Annotated in this window: 17 protein-coding genes; 4 read left to right on the top strand and 13 right to left on the bottom strand. The window is 36.6% G+C overall.

Features of this window, described 5'->3' with window-relative positions:
* Positions 1-4 precede the first annotated feature (4 nt).
* The 8 genes from J2S74_RS22305 to J2S74_RS22270 all read right to left on the bottom strand — a co-directional run bounded on the left by J2S74_RS22305 (position 5) and on the right by J2S74_RS22270 (position 7,620).
* Entirely contained in the window at positions 5-886 is an 882-nt protein-coding gene (locus J2S74_RS22305; protein WP_307330318.1) for an acetaldehyde dehydrogenase (acetylating), read from the bottom strand.
* Between the two features lie 2 nt (positions 887-888).
* The gene (locus tag J2S74_RS22300) at positions 889-1,674 is read right to left on the bottom strand and encodes a 2-keto-4-pentenoate hydratase (protein ID WP_307330315.1); all 786 of its coding nucleotides are present in this window, start codon (positions 1,672-1,674) and stop codon (positions 889-891) included.
* Between the two features lie 30 nt (positions 1,675-1,704).
* The gene (locus J2S74_RS22295) at positions 1,705-2,178 is read right to left on the bottom strand and encodes a flavin reductase family protein (protein ID WP_307330312.1); all 474 of its coding nucleotides are present in this window, start codon (positions 2,176-2,178) and stop codon (positions 1,705-1,707) included.
* 59 nt (positions 2,179-2,237) lie between these two features.
* Entirely contained in the window at positions 2,238-3,191 is a 954-nt protein-coding gene (locus J2S74_RS22290) for a VOC family protein (protein WP_307330309.1), read from the bottom strand.
* A gap of 105 nt (positions 3,192-3,296) precedes the next feature.
* Positions 3,297-4,490 carry an acyl-CoA dehydrogenase family protein gene (locus tag J2S74_RS22285; RefSeq protein ID WP_307330307.1) on the bottom strand — a complete coding sequence of 398 codons (1,194 nt, stop codon included), beginning with the start codon at positions 4,488-4,490 and terminating at the stop codon, positions 3,297-3,299.
* Between the two features lie 48 nt (positions 4,491-4,538).
* On the bottom strand, positions 4,539-5,186 hold the full coding sequence (locus J2S74_RS22280) for a GntR family transcriptional regulator (RefSeq protein ID WP_307330304.1): 648 nt from the start codon (positions 5,184-5,186) through the stop codon (positions 4,539-4,541).
* A gap of 35 nt (positions 5,187-5,221) precedes the next feature.
* Entirely contained in the window at positions 5,222-6,067 is an 846-nt protein-coding gene (locus J2S74_RS22275; RefSeq protein WP_307330301.1) for an alpha/beta fold hydrolase, read from the bottom strand.
* A 602-nt stretch (positions 6,068-6,669) separates the two neighbouring features.
* The gene (locus J2S74_RS22270; RefSeq protein WP_307330296.1) at positions 6,670-7,620 is read right to left on the bottom strand and encodes an SMP-30/gluconolactonase/LRE family protein; all 951 of its coding nucleotides are present in this window, start codon (positions 7,618-7,620) and stop codon (positions 6,670-6,672) included.
* A gap of 397 nt (positions 7,621-8,017) precedes the next feature.
* On the opposite strand from J2S74_RS22270, the gene J2S74_RS22265 reads away from it, so the two are divergent.
* Together J2S74_RS22265 and J2S74_RS22260 are read left to right on the top strand one after the other, a co-directional pair.
* The gene (locus J2S74_RS22265; RefSeq protein WP_307330294.1) at positions 8,018-9,040 is read left to right on the top strand and encodes a DUF3231 family protein; all 1,023 of its coding nucleotides are present in this window, start codon (positions 8,018-8,020) and stop codon (positions 9,038-9,040) included.
* A gap of 388 nt (positions 9,041-9,428) precedes the next feature.
* Positions 9,429-9,635 (top strand): hypothetical protein, encoded by a 207-nt coding sequence (locus J2S74_RS22260; RefSeq protein WP_307330291.1) that lies wholly within the window; start codon positions 9,429-9,431, stop codon positions 9,633-9,635.
* Between the two features lie 2 nt (positions 9,636-9,637).
* Here the strand turns inward: J2S74_RS22260 and J2S74_RS22255 are convergent, their stop codons facing one another.
* Positions 9,638-11,857, bottom strand: a complete 2,220-nt coding sequence (locus tag J2S74_RS22255; protein WP_307330288.1) for a rhamnogalacturonan lyase — start codon at positions 11,855-11,857, stop codon at positions 9,638-9,640.
* Between the two features lie 582 nt (positions 11,858-12,439).
* Here J2S74_RS22255 and J2S74_RS22250 point away from each other — a divergent pair.
* Positions 12,440-12,604 carry a hypothetical protein gene (locus J2S74_RS22250; RefSeq protein WP_307330286.1) on the top strand — a complete coding sequence of 55 codons (165 nt, stop codon included), beginning with the start codon at positions 12,440-12,442 and terminating at the stop codon, positions 12,602-12,604.
* Between the two features lie 3 nt (positions 12,605-12,607).
* Here J2S74_RS22250 and J2S74_RS22245 read toward each other — a convergent pair whose 3' ends face one another.
* The 3 genes from J2S74_RS22245 to J2S74_RS22235 all read right to left on the bottom strand — a co-directional run bounded on the left by J2S74_RS22245 (position 12,608) and on the right by J2S74_RS22235 (position 14,653).
* Entirely contained in the window at positions 12,608-12,973 is a 366-nt protein-coding gene (locus J2S74_RS22245) for a YusW family protein (protein WP_307330453.1), read from the bottom strand.
* A gap of 186 nt (positions 12,974-13,159) precedes the next feature.
* Complete coding sequence (locus J2S74_RS22240) at positions 13,160-13,585, bottom strand: PH domain-containing protein (protein WP_307330283.1); 426 nt, start codon at positions 13,583-13,585, stop codon at positions 13,160-13,162.
* Positions 13,586-13,723: 138 nt separating this feature from the next.
* The gene (locus J2S74_RS22235; protein WP_307330282.1) at positions 13,724-14,653 is read right to left on the bottom strand and encodes an Nmad3 family putative nucleotide modification protein; all 930 of its coding nucleotides are present in this window, start codon (positions 14,651-14,653) and stop codon (positions 13,724-13,726) included.
* Positions 14,654-15,041: 388 nt separating this feature from the next.
* Here J2S74_RS22235 and J2S74_RS22230 point away from each other — a divergent pair, with 388 nt between their 5' ends.
* A complete protein-coding gene (locus tag J2S74_RS22230; RefSeq protein ID WP_307330280.1) occupies positions 15,042-15,605 on the top strand; it encodes a hypothetical protein in 564 nt (187 codons plus the stop codon).
* Positions 15,606-16,205: 600 nt separating this feature from the next.
* On the opposite strand, the gene J2S74_RS22225 is transcribed toward J2S74_RS22230, so the two are convergent.
* A complete protein-coding gene (locus tag J2S74_RS22225) occupies positions 16,206-17,561 on the bottom strand; it encodes a hypothetical protein (RefSeq protein WP_307330278.1) in 1,356 nt (451 codons plus the stop codon).
* Between the last annotated feature and the right edge of the window lie 92 nt (positions 17,562-17,653).

Here is a 17,653-nt window from a genome sequence, read left to right as displayed (position 1 = left end):
TCCTTTACTTGATAGCCTCTCTAGACAACTGTTTTGCTAGTTCCTCCCCTACCTGAGCTGCGGCAGCTGTCATAATATCCAAATTACCAGAGTATGGTGGGAAGAAATCCCCTGCCCCCTCTACTTCGATAAATACGGAAATCTTCTTACCATCAAACATAGGCTTCCCACGGAGACGATAACCAGGTACATATGTCCTCACTTCTTCTGCCATTTGTTCGATGGATGTGATAATTTCTTCTTCGTTTTCTACTTCTGCTACAAGGGCATGAACCGTATCACGCATAATGATAGGAGGTTCCGCTGGGTTTAAAATAATAATCGCTTTCCCCTTTTTAGCACCACCGACAATCTCTAATGCTCTAGAAGTCGTCCTTGTAAACTCGTCGATATTTGCCCTCGTTCCTGGACCGGCACTTTTACTTGCAATGGTTGCAACGATTTCCGCATACTCTACTTGGCTAACACGATTAATTGCATGGACAATAGGAATCGTTGCTTGACCACCACAAGTGACCATATTAACATTCCGCTGATCGAGGTTTTGTAATAAATTTACCGGAGGTACAGTAAAAGGCCCAATGGCTGCCGGGGTTAAATCTATCACCCTCTTACCAATTGCTATGAGTTTTTCACTATGAGATTTATGAGCCTTTGCCGTAGTAGCATCGTAAACGATATCCACTAAATCAGGTTGTTCAAGAAGGCCATCGATACCATTATCAATGGTCACGTAACCATGGTTATGGGCACGCTTAAGCCCCTCCGATGTTGGATCTATGCCAACCATAACACTCATTTCTAAATGATCACATCGTTCCACTTTATACATTAAATCAGTACCAATATTACCTGATCCGATAATCCCGACTTTATACTTCGTCATTTTTATTGCCCTCCTTCTTTAAATGTTGCAGATACAGCTCCAATATGATCAAATTCGGCTATAAAAGTATCGCCATCTTGAATAGGAACTGCCTTTGAAAGGGCACCAGAAAGGATGATTTCTTCCCTATGAAGAGATATATCATAACGGCTAAGGGCGTTTGCAAGCCATGCAACAGCGTGTAAGGGATTTCCCATTACAGCTTCTGCTGTTGCTGTATCCATCAATTCCCCATTTCTATATACATTCATACGAATAGCTGGTAAATCAACATCACTTAATTTAATCGGTTTTCCACCAACAATTGCACCACCAGAAGATCCGTTATCAGCAACGGTATCTTCGTATTTAAATTTCCAATCTTTTATACGACTGTCAATAATTTCAATAGCAGGTACGATATAATCAACGGCGTCTATCACCTCATCGACAGTCACATTTGGACCCGTTAGATCCTTTTTTAAAACGAAGGCGATTTCAAATTCCACTCTTGGTTGTAGGAAACTATCAAGTAAAACAGTTTCTCCATTTTTGTAAACCATATTATCAAGAATATGACCATAATCCGGTTCATTCACATTGAACATTTCTTGCATTACTTTACTTGTAAGGCCAATTTTTTTCCCAACAATAACAGCACCTTTTTCCACCTTTTGTCGTATTTGCTCTAATTGAATAAGGTAAGCATCATCAGCAGAAATTTCTTCTGCTGATGATGTGAATGGTTCAATGGGCTGTTTTGTTATTTCCGCTTTCAATAGCGCATTTGCTGCTTTTTGTATATCCATTGGAAATGCTCCTTTTCCCTCTTAAGAGTCTTAGTTTGTTTCCTCTGCTAATGTTCGATAGCGACCACTAAAGAAAACAAGTGGATCTCCTTCTTCCAAACGAATATCGATAACTTTTCCAATAAATAACGTATGGTCCCCTTCTACATGTTCAGCAGATACTTCACATACTACTTGTGCTAATGCACCTGGAATAACTGCTTGACCTTCAAGCCGTTCGAAGGAAACAGTCTTCTTCTGATCCTTTAATTGACCAGCGAAAATCATTGAAATTTCTTGCTGATCCGAAGCTAAAATATTTACTGTAAACTTATTTGCTTCCTTTAATTTTGGAAGAAGACGTGCTCTTTCTCCTATAGAAACAACAACAAGTTTAGGATCAAGGGAAACGGACATAAAGGCATTTGCGGTCATGCCATGTACTTCCCCATTTAATTCGGTAGTTACTACAGTAACACCAGTTGCAAATTTACCCATTGCATTTCGAAATTGACGATCATCCACACTAGATACCCCTTTCCAACTCGACTATTAAACTATGATTCTATAAAATAACGTAACCCTTATGCTTCGATTGTAGGGTTATTCTCTGGTTTAGTGTCCATTTGATCTCCCCAGAATGTAAAACCAACATCCATTTCATCTAATGTCCACTCGATTGGCTCCCAATCTGGTTCGAAAATAAGGTATCCGTTCGTAAATAACTCCACACGTACGCCACTACCTGGATCAATAGCATAAATATACATCGCTTGAGAGATACCGTGCTTCCCTGGCCCTTTAAACTCAATACCGTGCTCTGTTAAAATATCCGCTGCTCTTAACAAATCTTGTGCATTGTCCAACCAATAAGAAAAATGATGTATCTGATGTGTGGTCGGAGCAAATGGGTCATGACTTATGGCAATATCATGAACTAGTGGTGTAACACTTAACCATGTACCTAAATAGGAATCATCTGGTGCTTTAATTAATTCACGCATTTTAAAGCCAAGTTTTTCTTGTAGAAAATCTGAGATTTCGTTTGCTTTTAAAGATGTTAATAGGTTGACATGATCAATTCTTCGTGGTGATATACCCCTTGCCCATGATTTATATGTTTGGTTCTTCAGAACAGATCGTTTCGAAGGTTCTGCCAATGGTTTTTCAACGTCATAGTAGATTTCAAAGCTATGTTGGCTTGGTAATTTAAAACGAATGGCTCTTCCTTGCCCAGCTTCTTCTCCAGCTTCTACCCATTTCACTTCAGCACCTGCTTCTTCAAGAAGTTCTGCAAATCTTTCAACATCTTCTGGACGCTTCGTCCTCCAAGCAATATGATCTACTCGTGACTTTTCCCCTTCCGTTAATGAAAGTGTGTGGTGTTCAAAGTCTCCCCATGCACGCATATACACGGTTCCATCTACCGTTTCTGTCTCTTCTAAACCAATAATTTCTTTAAAAAACCATAGTGACTTCTCCATGTCTGTCGTTACTAATGCCACATGTCCTAGTTTCGCGATTTCTGGTAAACTCATAATATAACCTCCCTAAAATTTTATTGTTTTGAACACGCTTACAACATTTTGAAGATTCCAATAATTTATCGTAAAGATTTAAATCCTAAAATAGAATACTAGAAATTATACAAAATACGTATTAGGTTCTTGCCCACACAACACTCTACCATATGTTTCAATTAAACTTGAAGGAGTAATAAATCCATGTAAATGCATCGTTAAGAAATCTCTGTAAACCAGCTGGAATGGATTATTTTCGTAAGTAAACACGGACCCTGCCCCAGCAACCATTAAATCAATTGCTTCCTTACAGAGTTGGTTGACATAACCAAAATCAGCTTTCATTTGAATAACTTCTTCCATTGTCATCGTGCGATCTTCTTCTGAATAAGCATCTAGTTTATCAACAGCCCGATACAAATGAAGTTCTGCTGAATCAATTTTTAATTGTGCCTGTGCTGTTTGTAAGTGGGTAACTGCTGCCTCATTCATTTTTGTATAGAATGTATTTCCAATCCCCGCCTTTTCCACACGCTCCATATGGAAGTCCATAGCAGCTTGTGCAAGCCCTAATGCAGGTCCGACAATCGACAGCGTTAGTGATGGAACAAATGGCGTCCTGTATAAAGGGACATCTCTGAGCGGTTCAATCATATAATGACGTTTACTTGCTAAGCGATCTAATGACACACGATATTCAGGGACGAATACATCTTTGATTTTCACACTGTTACTGCCGGAACCCCTTAGTCCCATTACAAACCAGTCATCCAAAACTTCTAATTCATGCCTTGGCACAACCATGATGGCCATTTCGATTCCACCATTGCCGTCATCTAATGGAAATCCAAAATAACACCAGTCAGCATGTGGACTACCAGATACAAAAGGCCATTGCGCTTCTTCAATGTAATAGCCGCCTTCTACTTTTCTAATCTCACATTTTATCGGCTTAAAATTTCCTGCTAATACCACATCTTTTCCTGGGCCATAGATTTCATCCAATGCTTTTTCACCAAAGACATAGGAAATCATATAATCTCTTATATTACTAAGGCACGCAAACCAGCCTGCACTTCCATTCCCCCGGGAAATTTCTGTAACAACTTCAGTAAATGTTCTCATGTTTGTTTGGTATCCACCAAACATTTTTGGACGGAGGACCTTTAAAAGACCTTCCTGTTTCAATAACTCTACGATTTCATCTGGTAGGTGACTGTTCTTATCAATCTCATTGCTATGCTCCCTCAGTTTTGGTATGAGATTTCTTGCCCTCGTAACTAATTCCTTATTGATTTCCAATACACTCTGTTCCATGATACCCCTCCTAAATTTTTTTTCAATTTCTCGCCTACAACTTTTAACTTAAGATGACACTGCCTGTTTTGATTTAGTTATTACTTCATCGATAACATCTGCAACACGGCGCATATGAAGCTCCACCAATTCTTTTGCTAATTTACTGTTTTTGTCCTTTAAGGCGTAATAGATTAACCAATGCTCTACTTGTGAACGCTTTCTTCTGTCTGAAATAAATAATAATTCGGGTGTACCTAAATAATTTAAATAATCCCACAGCTGCTTTGCTAATTTAATCGTATACGAGTAACCTGATGCATGATATATTGTCTTATGAAACTTTATATTGAGTGCGGCATAATCTTCAGGTGACAGATGAGGGTTATCCATCGTTTGTAATAATTTTTCTAAGTAGGCTAAATCCTCTTTATTCATTAATCTTGCTGCCTCTTCCGTCATTAGGGCATCTAAATTAGCACACACATAGACACGCTCAAGCACTTCTTTTGGATCAGGTCTCTTTACGAAAACCCCAACTTGAGGAATAATGTCCAAATATCCTTCTTCTGCTAACTGTGATAAAGCTCTGTGTATAGGTGTACGGCTCATATTTAAATAATCTCCAAGCTCTGTCACATTGATGCTTTTTTCTGGATGCCACTTCCCCTGGATTATGAGATTCTTAATGTATCGATAAGCTTCATCTTTTTTCATAATTGCTACACCTTTTCTAATTTTTTGTAACCATGTTATAACTCATCATTGAAAAAGTCAGTAGTGAGTTTAATAAATCTATCCTTTTGTTCCACTTGAGCCCAATGTCCACAACGCTTAAACACATGTAATTGTGCATCTTGCAAATATTTCATTACATATAAGCTGCTTTCAAGAGGAACAAATCGGTCTTCGTGTCCATGAATTAAAAGAAATTCATTTTCCATTCGTTTCAGTGCTGAAGGAGGAACAAGCATATCGGATAAGTGAGAATTCTTGAAGTTGGCTGCATAGGATCTACGTACCTCAGGTCTATTAAAGTTCTCCATTCTTTCTGCAACAATTTTGTCTAACTCCGCCTCAAGGAATGTCTCATCATATAAAAACCAACGTAGTAAATTTTTAAAATTTACTGGGCTTGGATCACTTGCAAAATTTGCAAGTTTCCCAAGTTCTGGTGTAGGTTCCGTTAACCCACCACCTGCCCCCATTAAGATCACTTTATTAAATCTCTCTGGAGCATACATTAATAGATTAAGGGAAATAACTCCACCAAGAGAGTTCCCAACTAAGTGAGCTTTTTCTATTTCTAACGTATCCATTAGAGATATTATTTGATCTACTCTTGCAGACATCCATTTCGCTCCATTTTCTGGATATTCTTCTGGATGATCCGTATCACCAAATCCTAGCAAATCAGGAGCTACTGCATAAAAATGTTCACCTATAGCAGGTAAAACACCTTCCCAATTTGTTTTTGCACTTGCTCCCGGCCCACTTCCATGAAGAAAGATAACCGTTTGTGCTGTTTTTTCCCCAGCTTCGTAGAAAAATGTTTGATAGTCCCCCGTTTGAACTTTACTAGTAGAAATATTTCCCATCCTAACAACCCCACTTCGCAAAATATTTTGAAACTTTAGCATACTAGAATTTTAGTTAACGCATTAGACATTGTTCTTATTATAAAATACCTTTTTTAAGCGCTTCCATTTACCAACTATAATTTTACTTGGAACGTTAGACATGTGTCAATAAATTCTGATAATTTTTAATATTTAGTTCGTTGGCAATGATTCGTATAAAAATAACTCTGTACAAATCAAAGAAAAAAGATTGTAACACTTGATTACTAATGAGTTTATTCGATTATAACCTTGAATGTAAGGTGAAAAATTATTGATTTTTCATTCTTATTTGAATAATTTTTATTGGTTTTTTCAAAGAAAAGAAAAAGAACCCATAATAGTTAACAGGCCCGTGCTCCATAGTAAAATATTACCACATTATTTGTTCACTATTTCATTCTCACTAGACATTAAAAAAGTAGAATTATGAACAAACTCCAGCAATGAGGCTATACCTTTGAAGTCACCTTTTCTTTTACCGTTTCTATTAGAGCAAAGGAAATTAAAAAAGCTAGTATAGGAAGGATGATCCGTCCAAACTAGCTTTTTTGGCTGTAAATAATCAAACCACTCACCAATTACCTTCGATTAAACGTTACATTGCTACGGAATACATTTGGCGCATATCCCCCCACATCAAGGTCTACGGCAAATAACCGGCCTGCTAGTGGTTGTTTTTTTCGTTCTTCTTCTGGCAATAAGTCTATCGCTGTAGAAATAAACAAGGTGGATAAATCTTCGCCGCCAAAAGCACATGATGTGACATGTGTGGTTGGCACAGTAATGGAATCTACCCATTTCTTTTCGAATGGATTAATCTTTGCGATGATCCCATTTGAAGGATTCTTCTTTGCTACTTGCCCACTTTTAAAGAGGGCGACCCAAAGCATCCCTTCCTGGTCGATTGTCATACCATCTGGAAAACCATCGAGCTCGTTAAATTTATATACAACTTCTTCATTGCTTAATTTCCCTGTCTTAGGATCGTAGTCAAAACGAGATATTCCTTCTGTAGCCGAGTCAACATAGTAATAAAAGTTACGTTCTCTATCCCAATCCATTCCGTTAGATACAGTAACTTTATCCTTCATTGGCTGAACATCCAAGTTTGTATCTACTTTATATAACGTTGCATTTCCACCTATAAATTCTGAGATAATGTGTTCCTTATAAAGCTTGAAATCATCATTCACCGAACCTACCCAGAGTCTTCCCTCTGGGTCACATTTGGCATCATTTAGTAGTAATTTTTCATTTAAACCTTCAGGTTTTACAAAGGCCTCTAGTGTTTCATCCTTTGTGTGAAATAAGTAAAGACCATCTTTCATCGTAATAATTAATTCATCTTTTGAATATTTCACCATGGAAGTTACTGGTTCTGGAAATTCAAACGTTTTTTCCTCCTCCGTTATGAGATTAACGGAAATAATCCTCTTGTTAGTTATATCCACTCTATATAGACATTGATTATCATGATCCCAAAATGGACCTTCTCCAAAAAAAGTTCGCTCATTTCCAACTACTCTCAAATTAATCACCTCTCGCGAAAGTTAGCACTCTAATAATTTCCATAAGTAATCTACTTTTTTGATTTCAAACAAAAGCAACATGGCAATGTAATAATAGAAGTGTAAAATAAAACGCTTTCAAAAAAAAGAGAAAAAGTCATTTATTTTTTTCTAGATTTCCGATATATTTTACTGGTTTTTGTAATTGGTAAAATAACCCATACTAGTAACTGATAACCTAAACACCTTACGCTTCAATCTAATACGCTGTTCTTTCAATAGCTCATGTTGGACTTCTCTCCTCACTTCATTTTGGACTCATTTTAATGTGAACCTTAAAAAATAAACGGGAAATAAATTGTAAATAATTAACAAACTTTATTGTTAAAACAAATAAGAATACAAAGTGGGGTTTATAATGAAAGAAGATGTTGCAATTTCTCATTTGAGCACTAACTTAACTTCTTTTGAAATGGCGAGCCTTTGGAATGTTTATTTAATGGAAACGATGGTTCACCATATGTTTAAATATTTTTTACAACACTTGGATGATCCCGATATTAAAGCTCTTGTAAACACTTGTCATTCGTTGGCGAAAAAACATATGGAATTGTATCTTACTATTTTTAATAAAGAAGGCTTCCCTATCCCAAGGGAAACTCAAATAGAGGATGTCAACTTAGATGCTCCAAGGCTATTTTCTGATATTTACTATACCAATTTTATTAAAAATGTAGCGAAATTTGCTTTGATCACTTATACTACGGCATTTACCGAAGTGACGAGAGATGACATTAAAAATCATTTTAAAGATATGGCTGATAATTTAAAAGAAATTGAACTAACAACGACTGATTTGATGCTCTCAAAAGGTTTATATACTCGACCGCCTAATGTACCTATTCCTAACAGTGTGGAGTTTGTGAACAACGATAACTTTTTCGGCAACTTCTTCGACTCAAAACGTCCATTATCAGCCCAAGAAATAACCCAAATTTTCACGATTGCAGAAGGAAATGCCCTTGGAAAAGCAACAAACATGGCGTTTTCACAGATTGCTGGTGATAAACAAGTCCGGGATTACTTCTTAAAAGGAAAAGAAACGGCACATAAAAATGTTAAACTATTTAATGACCTATTGTTGGAAGCCGATATCCCTACCGTTAAAACCTATGATGGTGAAATCACTGAATCTACAGTGTCACCCTTTTCCGATAGACTAATGCTGTTTCAGGTGAGCTTAGTAGGAACTGCTGGAATAGGGAACTATGGATTAGCCGTTGCCCAAAGTCAAAGAAAAGATGTAGGACTTGCATTTCTCCGTCTATTTGGTGAAGCAATCGAATATGCAAGTGAAGGGGCTAAATTGATGGTGGAAAAAGGATGGATGGAACAATCTCCCCTAGCATCCGATAGAGATAATTTAATAAAGAAAAAATAAAGTGTGTTAGGAGAGAACATGTTATAAAAACATCCTAAATTATTATGGTAGGGTAAGTAGTGGAAATTTAAGAAGTGAAATCAAAGTAAGATAACAGAACAAGGTGCCTGCCCCCTTAATTGGGAATAGGCACACTGATCCCCCAATTAGCTATGTAGTTAAAAACATACAAACTTCCCCTTATCTCCAACAACGTTAACACCCGCACTTTGAAATAGTAGCGTAGATCAATATTTTCGATTCAGGATTTTGTAGTAGCTTGTAATCCCCCATTCCCCTGCCATCTCTTCTTTATTGACTTTTGTGTTTTTTCTTCATTTCACCCACTTTTCTGATAAATTCCCCATAACTTATTAAATACATTTTTTCACCAAAAAAGGAGTGCGATTTGGAAGCAAGAGATCCGTCCAAAACCAGTGAAAAAGCATATAAACTTTGTTGCAATGGCTTCGCTCGTTGCGCGCTTGATATGAGAAAACCGCTCATATTAAGCTTTAAAGAGCTGGCAACGGCTCAGCTCATTGCCATTCGGACTGGAGAAAAAGGGAAAAGCACCCTATTTCTCCAGTCTCTATCCGTCCCGCTGCTTCCTTAAACTTATTTTAATGTCTTTTCAAGACGTGGTGCCCAATAGTTTGGAATTGGTACGTTCGCCCAATCAATATCCGATGCGAAATAAAAACTTGGATAGGAAGGCTGATTGTACACTGTATTTTGCCAGGCAATCCCCGTTCGATATTGGGCATCATGCATTAATGTGTATAGCTTTCGATTTGTTATTTCCGTATTTATATAAATTCGAATCGCAGAGCTGTCTGTTTTACGAACGAGGAGTTCTTCTCGCCAATCGCCAAATATATCTGCTACTAAGCATGGGTTCCCTTTTGTGCCATTATTTGTTTGTGTGTCTGTTGCTGTCAGCAAACAACCTTTCTTCCAATCTACTATTGAAGGTGTTTCATTTATTGCACCTTCTACTATTTGTGTCGTCATATCTCCTGACCACTTAATGTTCATATTGGTACCAGGAGCATCCATACTGATTTGCTCTCCTTTTGCCGTCTTCAAACCAAAGCCATTTGCCCAAGTTTCCAATCCACGATGCTCAGGATCCACGTCCCCAATAATCCCGCGGTCTCGGTCCTCATCCGCATATTCCCCCAATAGAACCTCTCCTGTTGCAGCATCACGCAATGTATAACCATATGGGGCCCACCTTCCATTTTCATGAACCATGAATATTTCAAGACCTGGCCTATCTGGGTCAATATTTGCCACATGCAAGGTATCCCCGTGACCTAATTTCGCAATCGTACCTGGTGCTGCACTTTGCTCTGGCATCACATCCTTTGAGCTGTAAAGAACCGTGCCATCATGGTCAATGGTAGCAGAACCATAAATAATTTCCTGCTTTCCATCACCGTCCACATCTGCGACACTAAGGGAATGGGCACCTTGATTTGTAATGGAGCCAAATTCCTTCGACGTGCCATCTCTTGGGTGAGGATTATCATTGAATGGATTATTCATTGGAGTCCAACCACTATCCATTGCCCAATACTCCTGCAGCTGACGACCATCCCAGCTATAGGAAACAATAGCGGCTCTTGTATAATAACCTCGTGCGAAAATCGCATATGGCTTTTCACCATCAAGATAAGCAACACCAGCTAAGAATCGATCCACACGATTACCAGGCTCAATTCGTGGCATAGCATAATCTCCCCACATTAAGCCATCTTCATGACGACCGGGTTTATAAGGGATTGTTTCTAACTCTTGACCAGTTTCTCCTTCGAAAATAGATAAATATTCAGGACCTTCAAGAATGAAACCTTCAAAGTCTCGGAGATTATTTCGTTGATGTCTGCTAGGAGCGTATTCATCAATAAAATAGGTTGCTAGTTTCGTTGCATCTTCGAAAGAAAGAGGATATTCATATAGGTTATCTATTCCGAAGCATGCTTCCAGTGTTTTTGGCCAATTACCATTCATAACCTCTTCATGCTCATGCCATCCCATGAATAGGTTTATAATATAATGAAAATAATCCTTACTGCTCATACGATAATCATCTTGATGCGTATATCCAGCATCCTTATCCTCTTGTGGGATAGTAATATAGTTTTCAGATAAGACTTCCCCGTTTTTATCAACGTTTATGATTTTTGTACCAGGTGCTGTTTTCATCATCATTTCTGCTTTCCCGTCTCCATCAAAATCATACACCATAAACTGCGTATAGTGTGCACCCGCACGGATATTTACACCTAAGTCAATCCTATACAGCAATGTTCCATCAAACTTATAACAATCAATAAAGACATTCCCCGTATATCCTTTTTGTGACACATCCTTGGAATTGGACGGATCCCACTTTACAAAAAACTCATACTGGCCGTCACCATCTATATCGCCAACACTCATGTCATTGGCAGAATAGGTATAAGTTTCACCTGCAGGTGTTACCCCATCTGCTGGCTTTTGTAATGGGAGATCGTAATAAGCGTGTTTCCAAGGGGTTACCAGTTTACTTTTGTCTACTTCTTGACCATCCTCAACGGCACATACATGATACGCTGATGAAGATGTTCCTTCTTTGTCCAAAAAATTCGTACTGTCACTTACAGTGGCAATAAGAGTATCATTACGATAAACATTAAAATCGTTTCCGATTAAACCGTTTTCAGAATAACCTGTAACTTCATTTCCTAACAGTCTCCAACTAAGAAACACACCTTCTGTCGTGGCTACTGCAACTAACCCACGATCAAGATATTCTAATTGAATCTTTCTTTCGTCTTTTTTTGTATTCATTTCTTACCACCTTTACCTTATTCATTAATTTAACTTGTGTAGTTTAGGATTTTACCAACAGGGGAAGCGAAGGGAATAAAAGCAATATACAAATAACCTCAGAGGCCACTGTTCCTTTATCGTCCATTCAATTATACAATATATGAATTTAGAATAGTTTGTTTTTTCTGATAGGCTCTTTTCTAGATTGTTGTTTTTAGAAATTAATTTTTAGCTTGGATACGCTACAGGCGGACCAATTACGCCTAAAGGAAGCCCACGTCCTGTGGGCAACGGCGTAATGTCGCCATCCTGGCTCCCGCGGGCAACGCTTCAGCCTCCTCGGGAAAAAACTGTGTCTCTTCCTCTACTAGCTTCGCTTCGGAGATGCATTCGTCGAGACAACTCGAAGCTTACTCGTGAAGAGTCGCTCGTCCCTGCGGGGTCTTCAGCCGTTGCTTTTCCCGCTGGAGTCGCCGCCTTTCGCTTCTCCAAGCTTATCTAAAAAAGCAACAAAGTTTACGAAAAGAGCCTTCTGATAATAACATTCTTGATTTCCGAAAAGATAAAGAGGATAACAAAGAATTATGTTACAAGTCTTGTATGTATAAGGGTAAGTATGGTCAGAAAGGGGAGAAAAGGGGACGGTTGGTAATCAGTGAAAACTGCATTCATTACATTGAGGAGACTGCCATCCCTTACGCTATGACAGAAGAAAAGAGAGAACCCTTTGTCATTCTCTCTTTGTTTATCGTTCTGGTCTCGTAAACTTTATATATCTCCTTTAATTTTATCACCCTTTTTAAAGTCCACTTCTAGTTCCAATGATTTAACCTCTTCCTTCGAAATGTTTAAATAAGCCAATATTTTATCTATTACCTCTTCTGGTAAAAGCTCTGAGTGGAGAGAAATTTGCTGAATTAGCTCTTCGATTTCTTCTAAAGCTGCCTCCCCTTTTACCTCTTCTCTTCCTTCTGCCGTTCTCCTTTCAATTTCAGCTGTTGGAAACTCCCCCCTGCTATGGTATTCCATTTCTAACTCATCTCTATTTACAAAGTCAATTTCAAGGTCAAATTCCCTTAATTCTTTAAGTGCCGGAAATTTCGTTGCTGGAGTATTATCATTAGCACTGGTAATCTTACCATTTACGTTCGGTTCATTCGTACTATAATCGGAAGCGCATCATGAGATAACAAAAAGGACGCTACACAATAATATGAAAGAAAGCCCAAATATACGTTTCATACAAGCACCTCTTTTTTCCTTAAGTATGCCGATATGAGACAAAAATATTCAAAAATGGGACTGACCCTAGATAAAGTATCACTCCCCTATTATATCTTTCAGTTTCTCATCCAAAACGATATCCGGATTCTCCTTTAATAATAATTGAACAAATTCACGTTCCTTTCTAGGAGAAATAAACACCATATCATTAAACTTACCGTAGATAATTTCGATCCGATCGATGGATAACGCAGGAGCAGAAATGGGGTTCTTTGTTTTGTTGATCTTCCTTATCTCTTGTATGTGAACCGTTTTTCGAAATGGACCAAATTTAATTTTAAGGTTAGCCTTTTCAATCGTATATCCCGTTGTAAACCATAACCATCCTATAAAGAACGCTATCGGCAATGCAATAAATAGCCCAACGATTTGTTGCTCGATAATCGCTGGAACTACCACCACTAGGATCGATCCCCAAACAATTAGGGTTAACCATACGTCTTTTTTTGATGGAAAATACATTAAGATCACCTTCAGCTTTATCGTTATACATCTTTTACGTTTCAAACATAAAAAGGTTTCGTTTATGCCGAAAGTCAGGAATCCTAATTTAGCGTTACCTTCTTTGTGTATTTTTCTAACATTAAAAAAATTTATCCATCACTTATAGTTATTTGTAAATAATGAACGCAACCATTTATAGCTTTGATCTTTTAAATTAGATACATATTCTTGACCACGACCTGTTGATTGCACATAGCAATAGTTACTATTATCAGGACACGCAAGCCAGCGTGTGGATAAGTTTTTTTCTACATTTAGGTAAGTCGGACGAAAGTCATCCGAATTGAAAAATGCTGGTATTTTCCAGATACTTGGTTGGTTTTTATGTAATTCAGAGGAAAGTAACAAATCACTGGTTAGCTTCGGAAAATAACCACAACCTGGTATATCCATGTCTTCAAATAATTTTTCGTCTGCCAAAAAAATGGTGTTATTATCTCGGTTCATAAAATCATAATCAGATCCGTGGGGGTGTCTATCTCTAACTTCAATAGGTAGTTCTGATTTGTTTTCTTTAGTTATTACTTTCTTTACCTTAAGCCACCCATAGATAAAATAGGCACCTTGTGACCAAGCTCCAATAGGGTCAAGAGGATGAACTCTCTCTTTTATTGGCATAAATCTACTAAAAAAGAGAAATATACTCCCTTCTTGTACTTGAGTGTTTCTTAGATGCCCAGCAGCTGCTTCTGATTGCCCAAATGCACCAATCTCAGGACCATTTTTTAACCAAGGGCATCTCCCCAAAATTGGATCATAATGGGCACTTCTCTTTCTCACTTCTTTTTTTGTGTTATTTCCGAAGTACATTTTGGGATGGGTGATTAGTCCTTGAAGACTTTTTGCATTTATACCTTCAAAATACTGATTAACAAGGAATAATTCATTATATTTATATAAGCCTTCTTTTCCTTCGTCCTCGGGAATAGGCAATACAATAAATTTTCCTGTTTTAGGATCAAAAGGAGAATAACCATTGCCAGAGGCTGAATCAAACCCTTTTCTACTTAGAATGAGCTTTTCCATTACGCCCTCCTTGTCTATTGATACTTCATTAATCTTCCAGTTCCCTATTTATTGGTTCCTTACTAGCTAACAAAAAAACTGCACCATCTGCCGAAAAACCAATACTGTATGTCATTATTATACCTCCGATTTAAATAAGATATCGAATACCTTGTTAAATATCGACTCTATACCTTCTAAGGGATAATAGTCATCAAACTTCTCTATGACATTACGATCAATATGTTCTAATAAACCTGCTTTTCTCAGTAACCCATAAAGCCATACTTATTAATTTCATCCCCCGTAACCTTTCATCCACTTGATGTATTCAAATCGAACCGCTTCATCATCAGCAATATACTTATTACCCTCAGATTTGGGTAATTTAAAAAGAGGAGGGATAAAAATGATCGTTTTTTTTGGAGCCATGAATAAAATTGAAGATTTTAATAAAGAAATAAAGGTTCAAAATGCAAATAACGTTGTTGGTACAATTGGGTTTTGGCTTACATCTGATATTAATTCAGCAAAACCTTTTGCAATAGGAACGAAAACTGTTTATGAAAAGTCAGAAACGGAGTTTTGGGAAGACGGAGAACCTAAGGTCATTCAAGTTGAAAAACCAGTGATTGGCTTTATTTACAAAATATTTTTAGATGAACCAAATCTTAAGGTATATCATTCTACTACCGCTGATTCGTATGATTTGTTCATGAGTGATCGTGATAAATATTGTGATTATTTTCATGCCAAAAAAAGGAACCCCACCTGGAAAGATGAGGCTATCCTTTTAAATAAGGAGGAAGCGAATGAAAAATTTCGTAACACCCTTATTGATCAGGGATACGAAGGCTTTGTCATTCGAAATTGCAAACTCCAAAATGGTTTTACTGACTTATATTGTCTTTTTTCAATAAATTCTCCACTCGTTTCAGATATCATACCGGTAGAAACTTTGGACTATCAATAGTAGGAAACGGTACCAGGTTCCAGTATACTAACGCTTTAAACAAGCGGGGGACCATCCCCCTGTTTACCTATATAACACATTTTTCTTATATGCTACATAAGTTTGGCCAGTTTATCATGAAGTCCTGCTTGTCTTCGTATCAAGCAAGGGTTAACTGATTACCTTCACGGTCGATAATTTTTAACCGAAATTCGCTTTACCAATTGTTCCTTAAAGCTTGGTTACCATAAAGTGGAGTAAGTCGCTCTAGTACACTAACGCCTTTACCAAAGCTTGGGACAGGTATCCTAAACTATATCCTTTCCTCAAAAAACAAAAAACTCACAGACGTTGATTTACAACACTTGTGAGTCATTAATTATTATTAAACTAAACCTAACTTACTGTAATGGCACCGGTGGTCGGGGTCGATATAGGTCTTAAAGTGTTGATATTATAAGGTTTTGTGTGGGTGATGTGTAAAATTTGTGTAAAGGGATTTGAATCTTTAATCCTGGTGAATAATTACATTTTTCTTTAGTTTCCACACTTCACATGTATTGAGTTGATATGACCCATTTTTATTTCTTAACTATAAAAGTAAAACTCATACAACTATTATTATGAGATATATACGTAATTTTGAATAACTTTTTCTACAACCTGCTTTATTAATTTAATATATACCTTTAACTCTTCATTCGTCTTATCATAACTAGCTCTAAAAGGGAATGTTCTATTTGAATGAGTACAAGCACACCTAAAATCATATAGAACTGTTGCTAATTTTTGTAAATCTTTTACATCCTTATCTTGACTAATTTTATTAAGTTCATTCTTTAATATTTTAGTAATGTCTCTATTTGCTAAGAGATAGGCTTCTTCGTGAACCTCACCTTTAAAATATCTCTCTAATACCAACTTTAATTTTTCTCTATCATTTTTTGATTTATTGTATTTGTCCACTGTTTCTATTACTTCTCTAATATCACTATCTTTATATGAGGAGAACCAATTGGAATTCATAATTTGCTTTACATCCTGCACTGTCTCATGCAAGTAAACTTCATCAAATATGCATTCTAATACTTGATAATATGCTAAATATTTAAATTCACTTTCTGACATTTCCAAAGCTCTATGATAGTAATCCAGCAAATCGGGATCATATTCTTTTTTTAAATAAGGTGCTTTTATTTCATTTAATTCTTCAGAAATATATTCAAAGTCCCCTTCGTCTTCATCGTCCATAGGCAATTCTTCAAAAGTTATTGTCACTGAGTATTTATAAGATAGGTCAAACAATATACATTTAGCATAATATAATAGCTTTTCTTCAATTTCTTGTGAGTCCATAGAAATGTTGGTATTTGTGTTAACATTATAAACCTTTAATGTGGTAAAACTATCTTCAACTTCAATATGACTATAAAATTGATTATTCATTATTATTGTTGAGAATTCTTTCGAAATTGGTGTTATTTCATAAAAAATTTTTTCTTTAATATTTTCTTTTTTATCTGCAACAACAGAAATGTGAGATAAACCATCGCCCCATACTATTTCAGAATGGTTTATTAATACTTCAAAGTAATCTTCTCTATAGCATGCTAGTACCGGTATATATTTTAAAGAAATAAAGTCTTTTATAATACTGAATATTGTTGTGAAATCACTTTTTTCAAGTTCAATGTAATATTCTTTTGGCCAATCTTCGTGATAGATAGTCAATGATTCATTACCTATCCATATCTCGGTATTATTTTCTTCTATTAAGCTATCAATATCACTTAAATTAGCTATATATTCGTCTATCATAGACAGATTAGTTTCTTCATTATCAGATAGTATAATATAAAAAACGACTTTCCACCTAGCCTTAGATAATCTTATATTAGAGTCTACGTTTTCATAATCAAATTTCATATCAATTTCACCATCTATATTCTTTATTAATTTTCTTATTACTTCCTCCATTATCATTTCCTCCCTCAAATGTATTTTAAGTTAATACGTTCCAATTAAAATCATATTATGATCTATTTTAGCAATTTTCTTGATAATAAACC

This window comes from Evansella vedderi (genome assembly GCF_030813435.1).
Classification (GTDB): Bacteria; Bacillota; Bacilli; order Bacillales; family Salisediminibacteriaceae; genus Evansella; species Evansella vedderi.
The sequence above is the reverse complement of the archived record's forward strand: the minus strand, read 5'-3'. Positions and strand labels throughout refer to the sequence as shown.

Coding starts and splice junctions, on each gene's coding strand:
- J2S74_RS22305 (WP_307330318.1), bottom strand. CDS start 886: ATGACGAAGTATAAAGTCGGGATTATCGGATCAGGTAATATTGGTACT.
- J2S74_RS22300 (WP_307330315.1), bottom strand. CDS start 1,674: ATGGATATACAAAAAGCAGCAAATGCGCTATTGAAAGCGGAAATAACA.
- J2S74_RS22290 (WP_307330309.1), bottom strand. CDS start 3,191: ATGAGTTTACCAGAAATCGCGAAACTAGGACATGTGGCATTAGTAACG.
- J2S74_RS22285 (WP_307330307.1), bottom strand. CDS start 4,490: ATGGAACAGAGTGTATTGGAAATCAATAAGGAATTAGTTACGAGGGCA.
- J2S74_RS22280 (WP_307330304.1), bottom strand. CDS start 5,186: ATGAAAAAAGATGAAGCTTATCGATACATTAAGAATCTCATAATCCAG.
- J2S74_RS22275 (WP_307330301.1), bottom strand. CDS start 6,067: ATGGGAAATATTTCTACTAGTAAAGTTCAAACGGGGGACTATCAAACA.
- J2S74_RS22265 (WP_307330294.1), top strand. CDS start 8,018: ATGAAAGAAGATGTTGCAATTTCTCATTTGAGCACTAACTTAACTTCT.
- J2S74_RS22255 (WP_307330288.1), bottom strand. CDS start 11,857: ATGAATACAAAAAAAGACGAAAGAAAGATTCAATTAGAATATCTTGAT.
- J2S74_RS22250 (WP_307330286.1), top strand. CDS start 12,440: ATGTATAAGGGTAAGTATGGTCAGAAAGGGGAGAAAAGGGGACGGTTG.
- J2S74_RS22240 (WP_307330283.1), bottom strand. CDS start 13,585: ATGTATTTTCCATCAAAAAAAGACGTATGGTTAACCCTAATTGTTTGG.
- J2S74_RS22235 (WP_307330282.1), bottom strand. CDS start 14,653: ATGGAAAAGCTCATTCTAAGTAGAAAAGGGTTTGATTCAGCCTCTGGC.
- J2S74_RS22230 (WP_307330280.1), top strand. CDS start 15,042: ATGATCGTTTTTTTTGGAGCCATGAATAAAATTGAAGATTTTAATAAA.
- J2S74_RS22225 (WP_307330278.1), bottom strand. CDS start 17,561: ATGGAGGAAGTAATAAGAAAATTAATAAAGAATATAGATGGTGAAATT.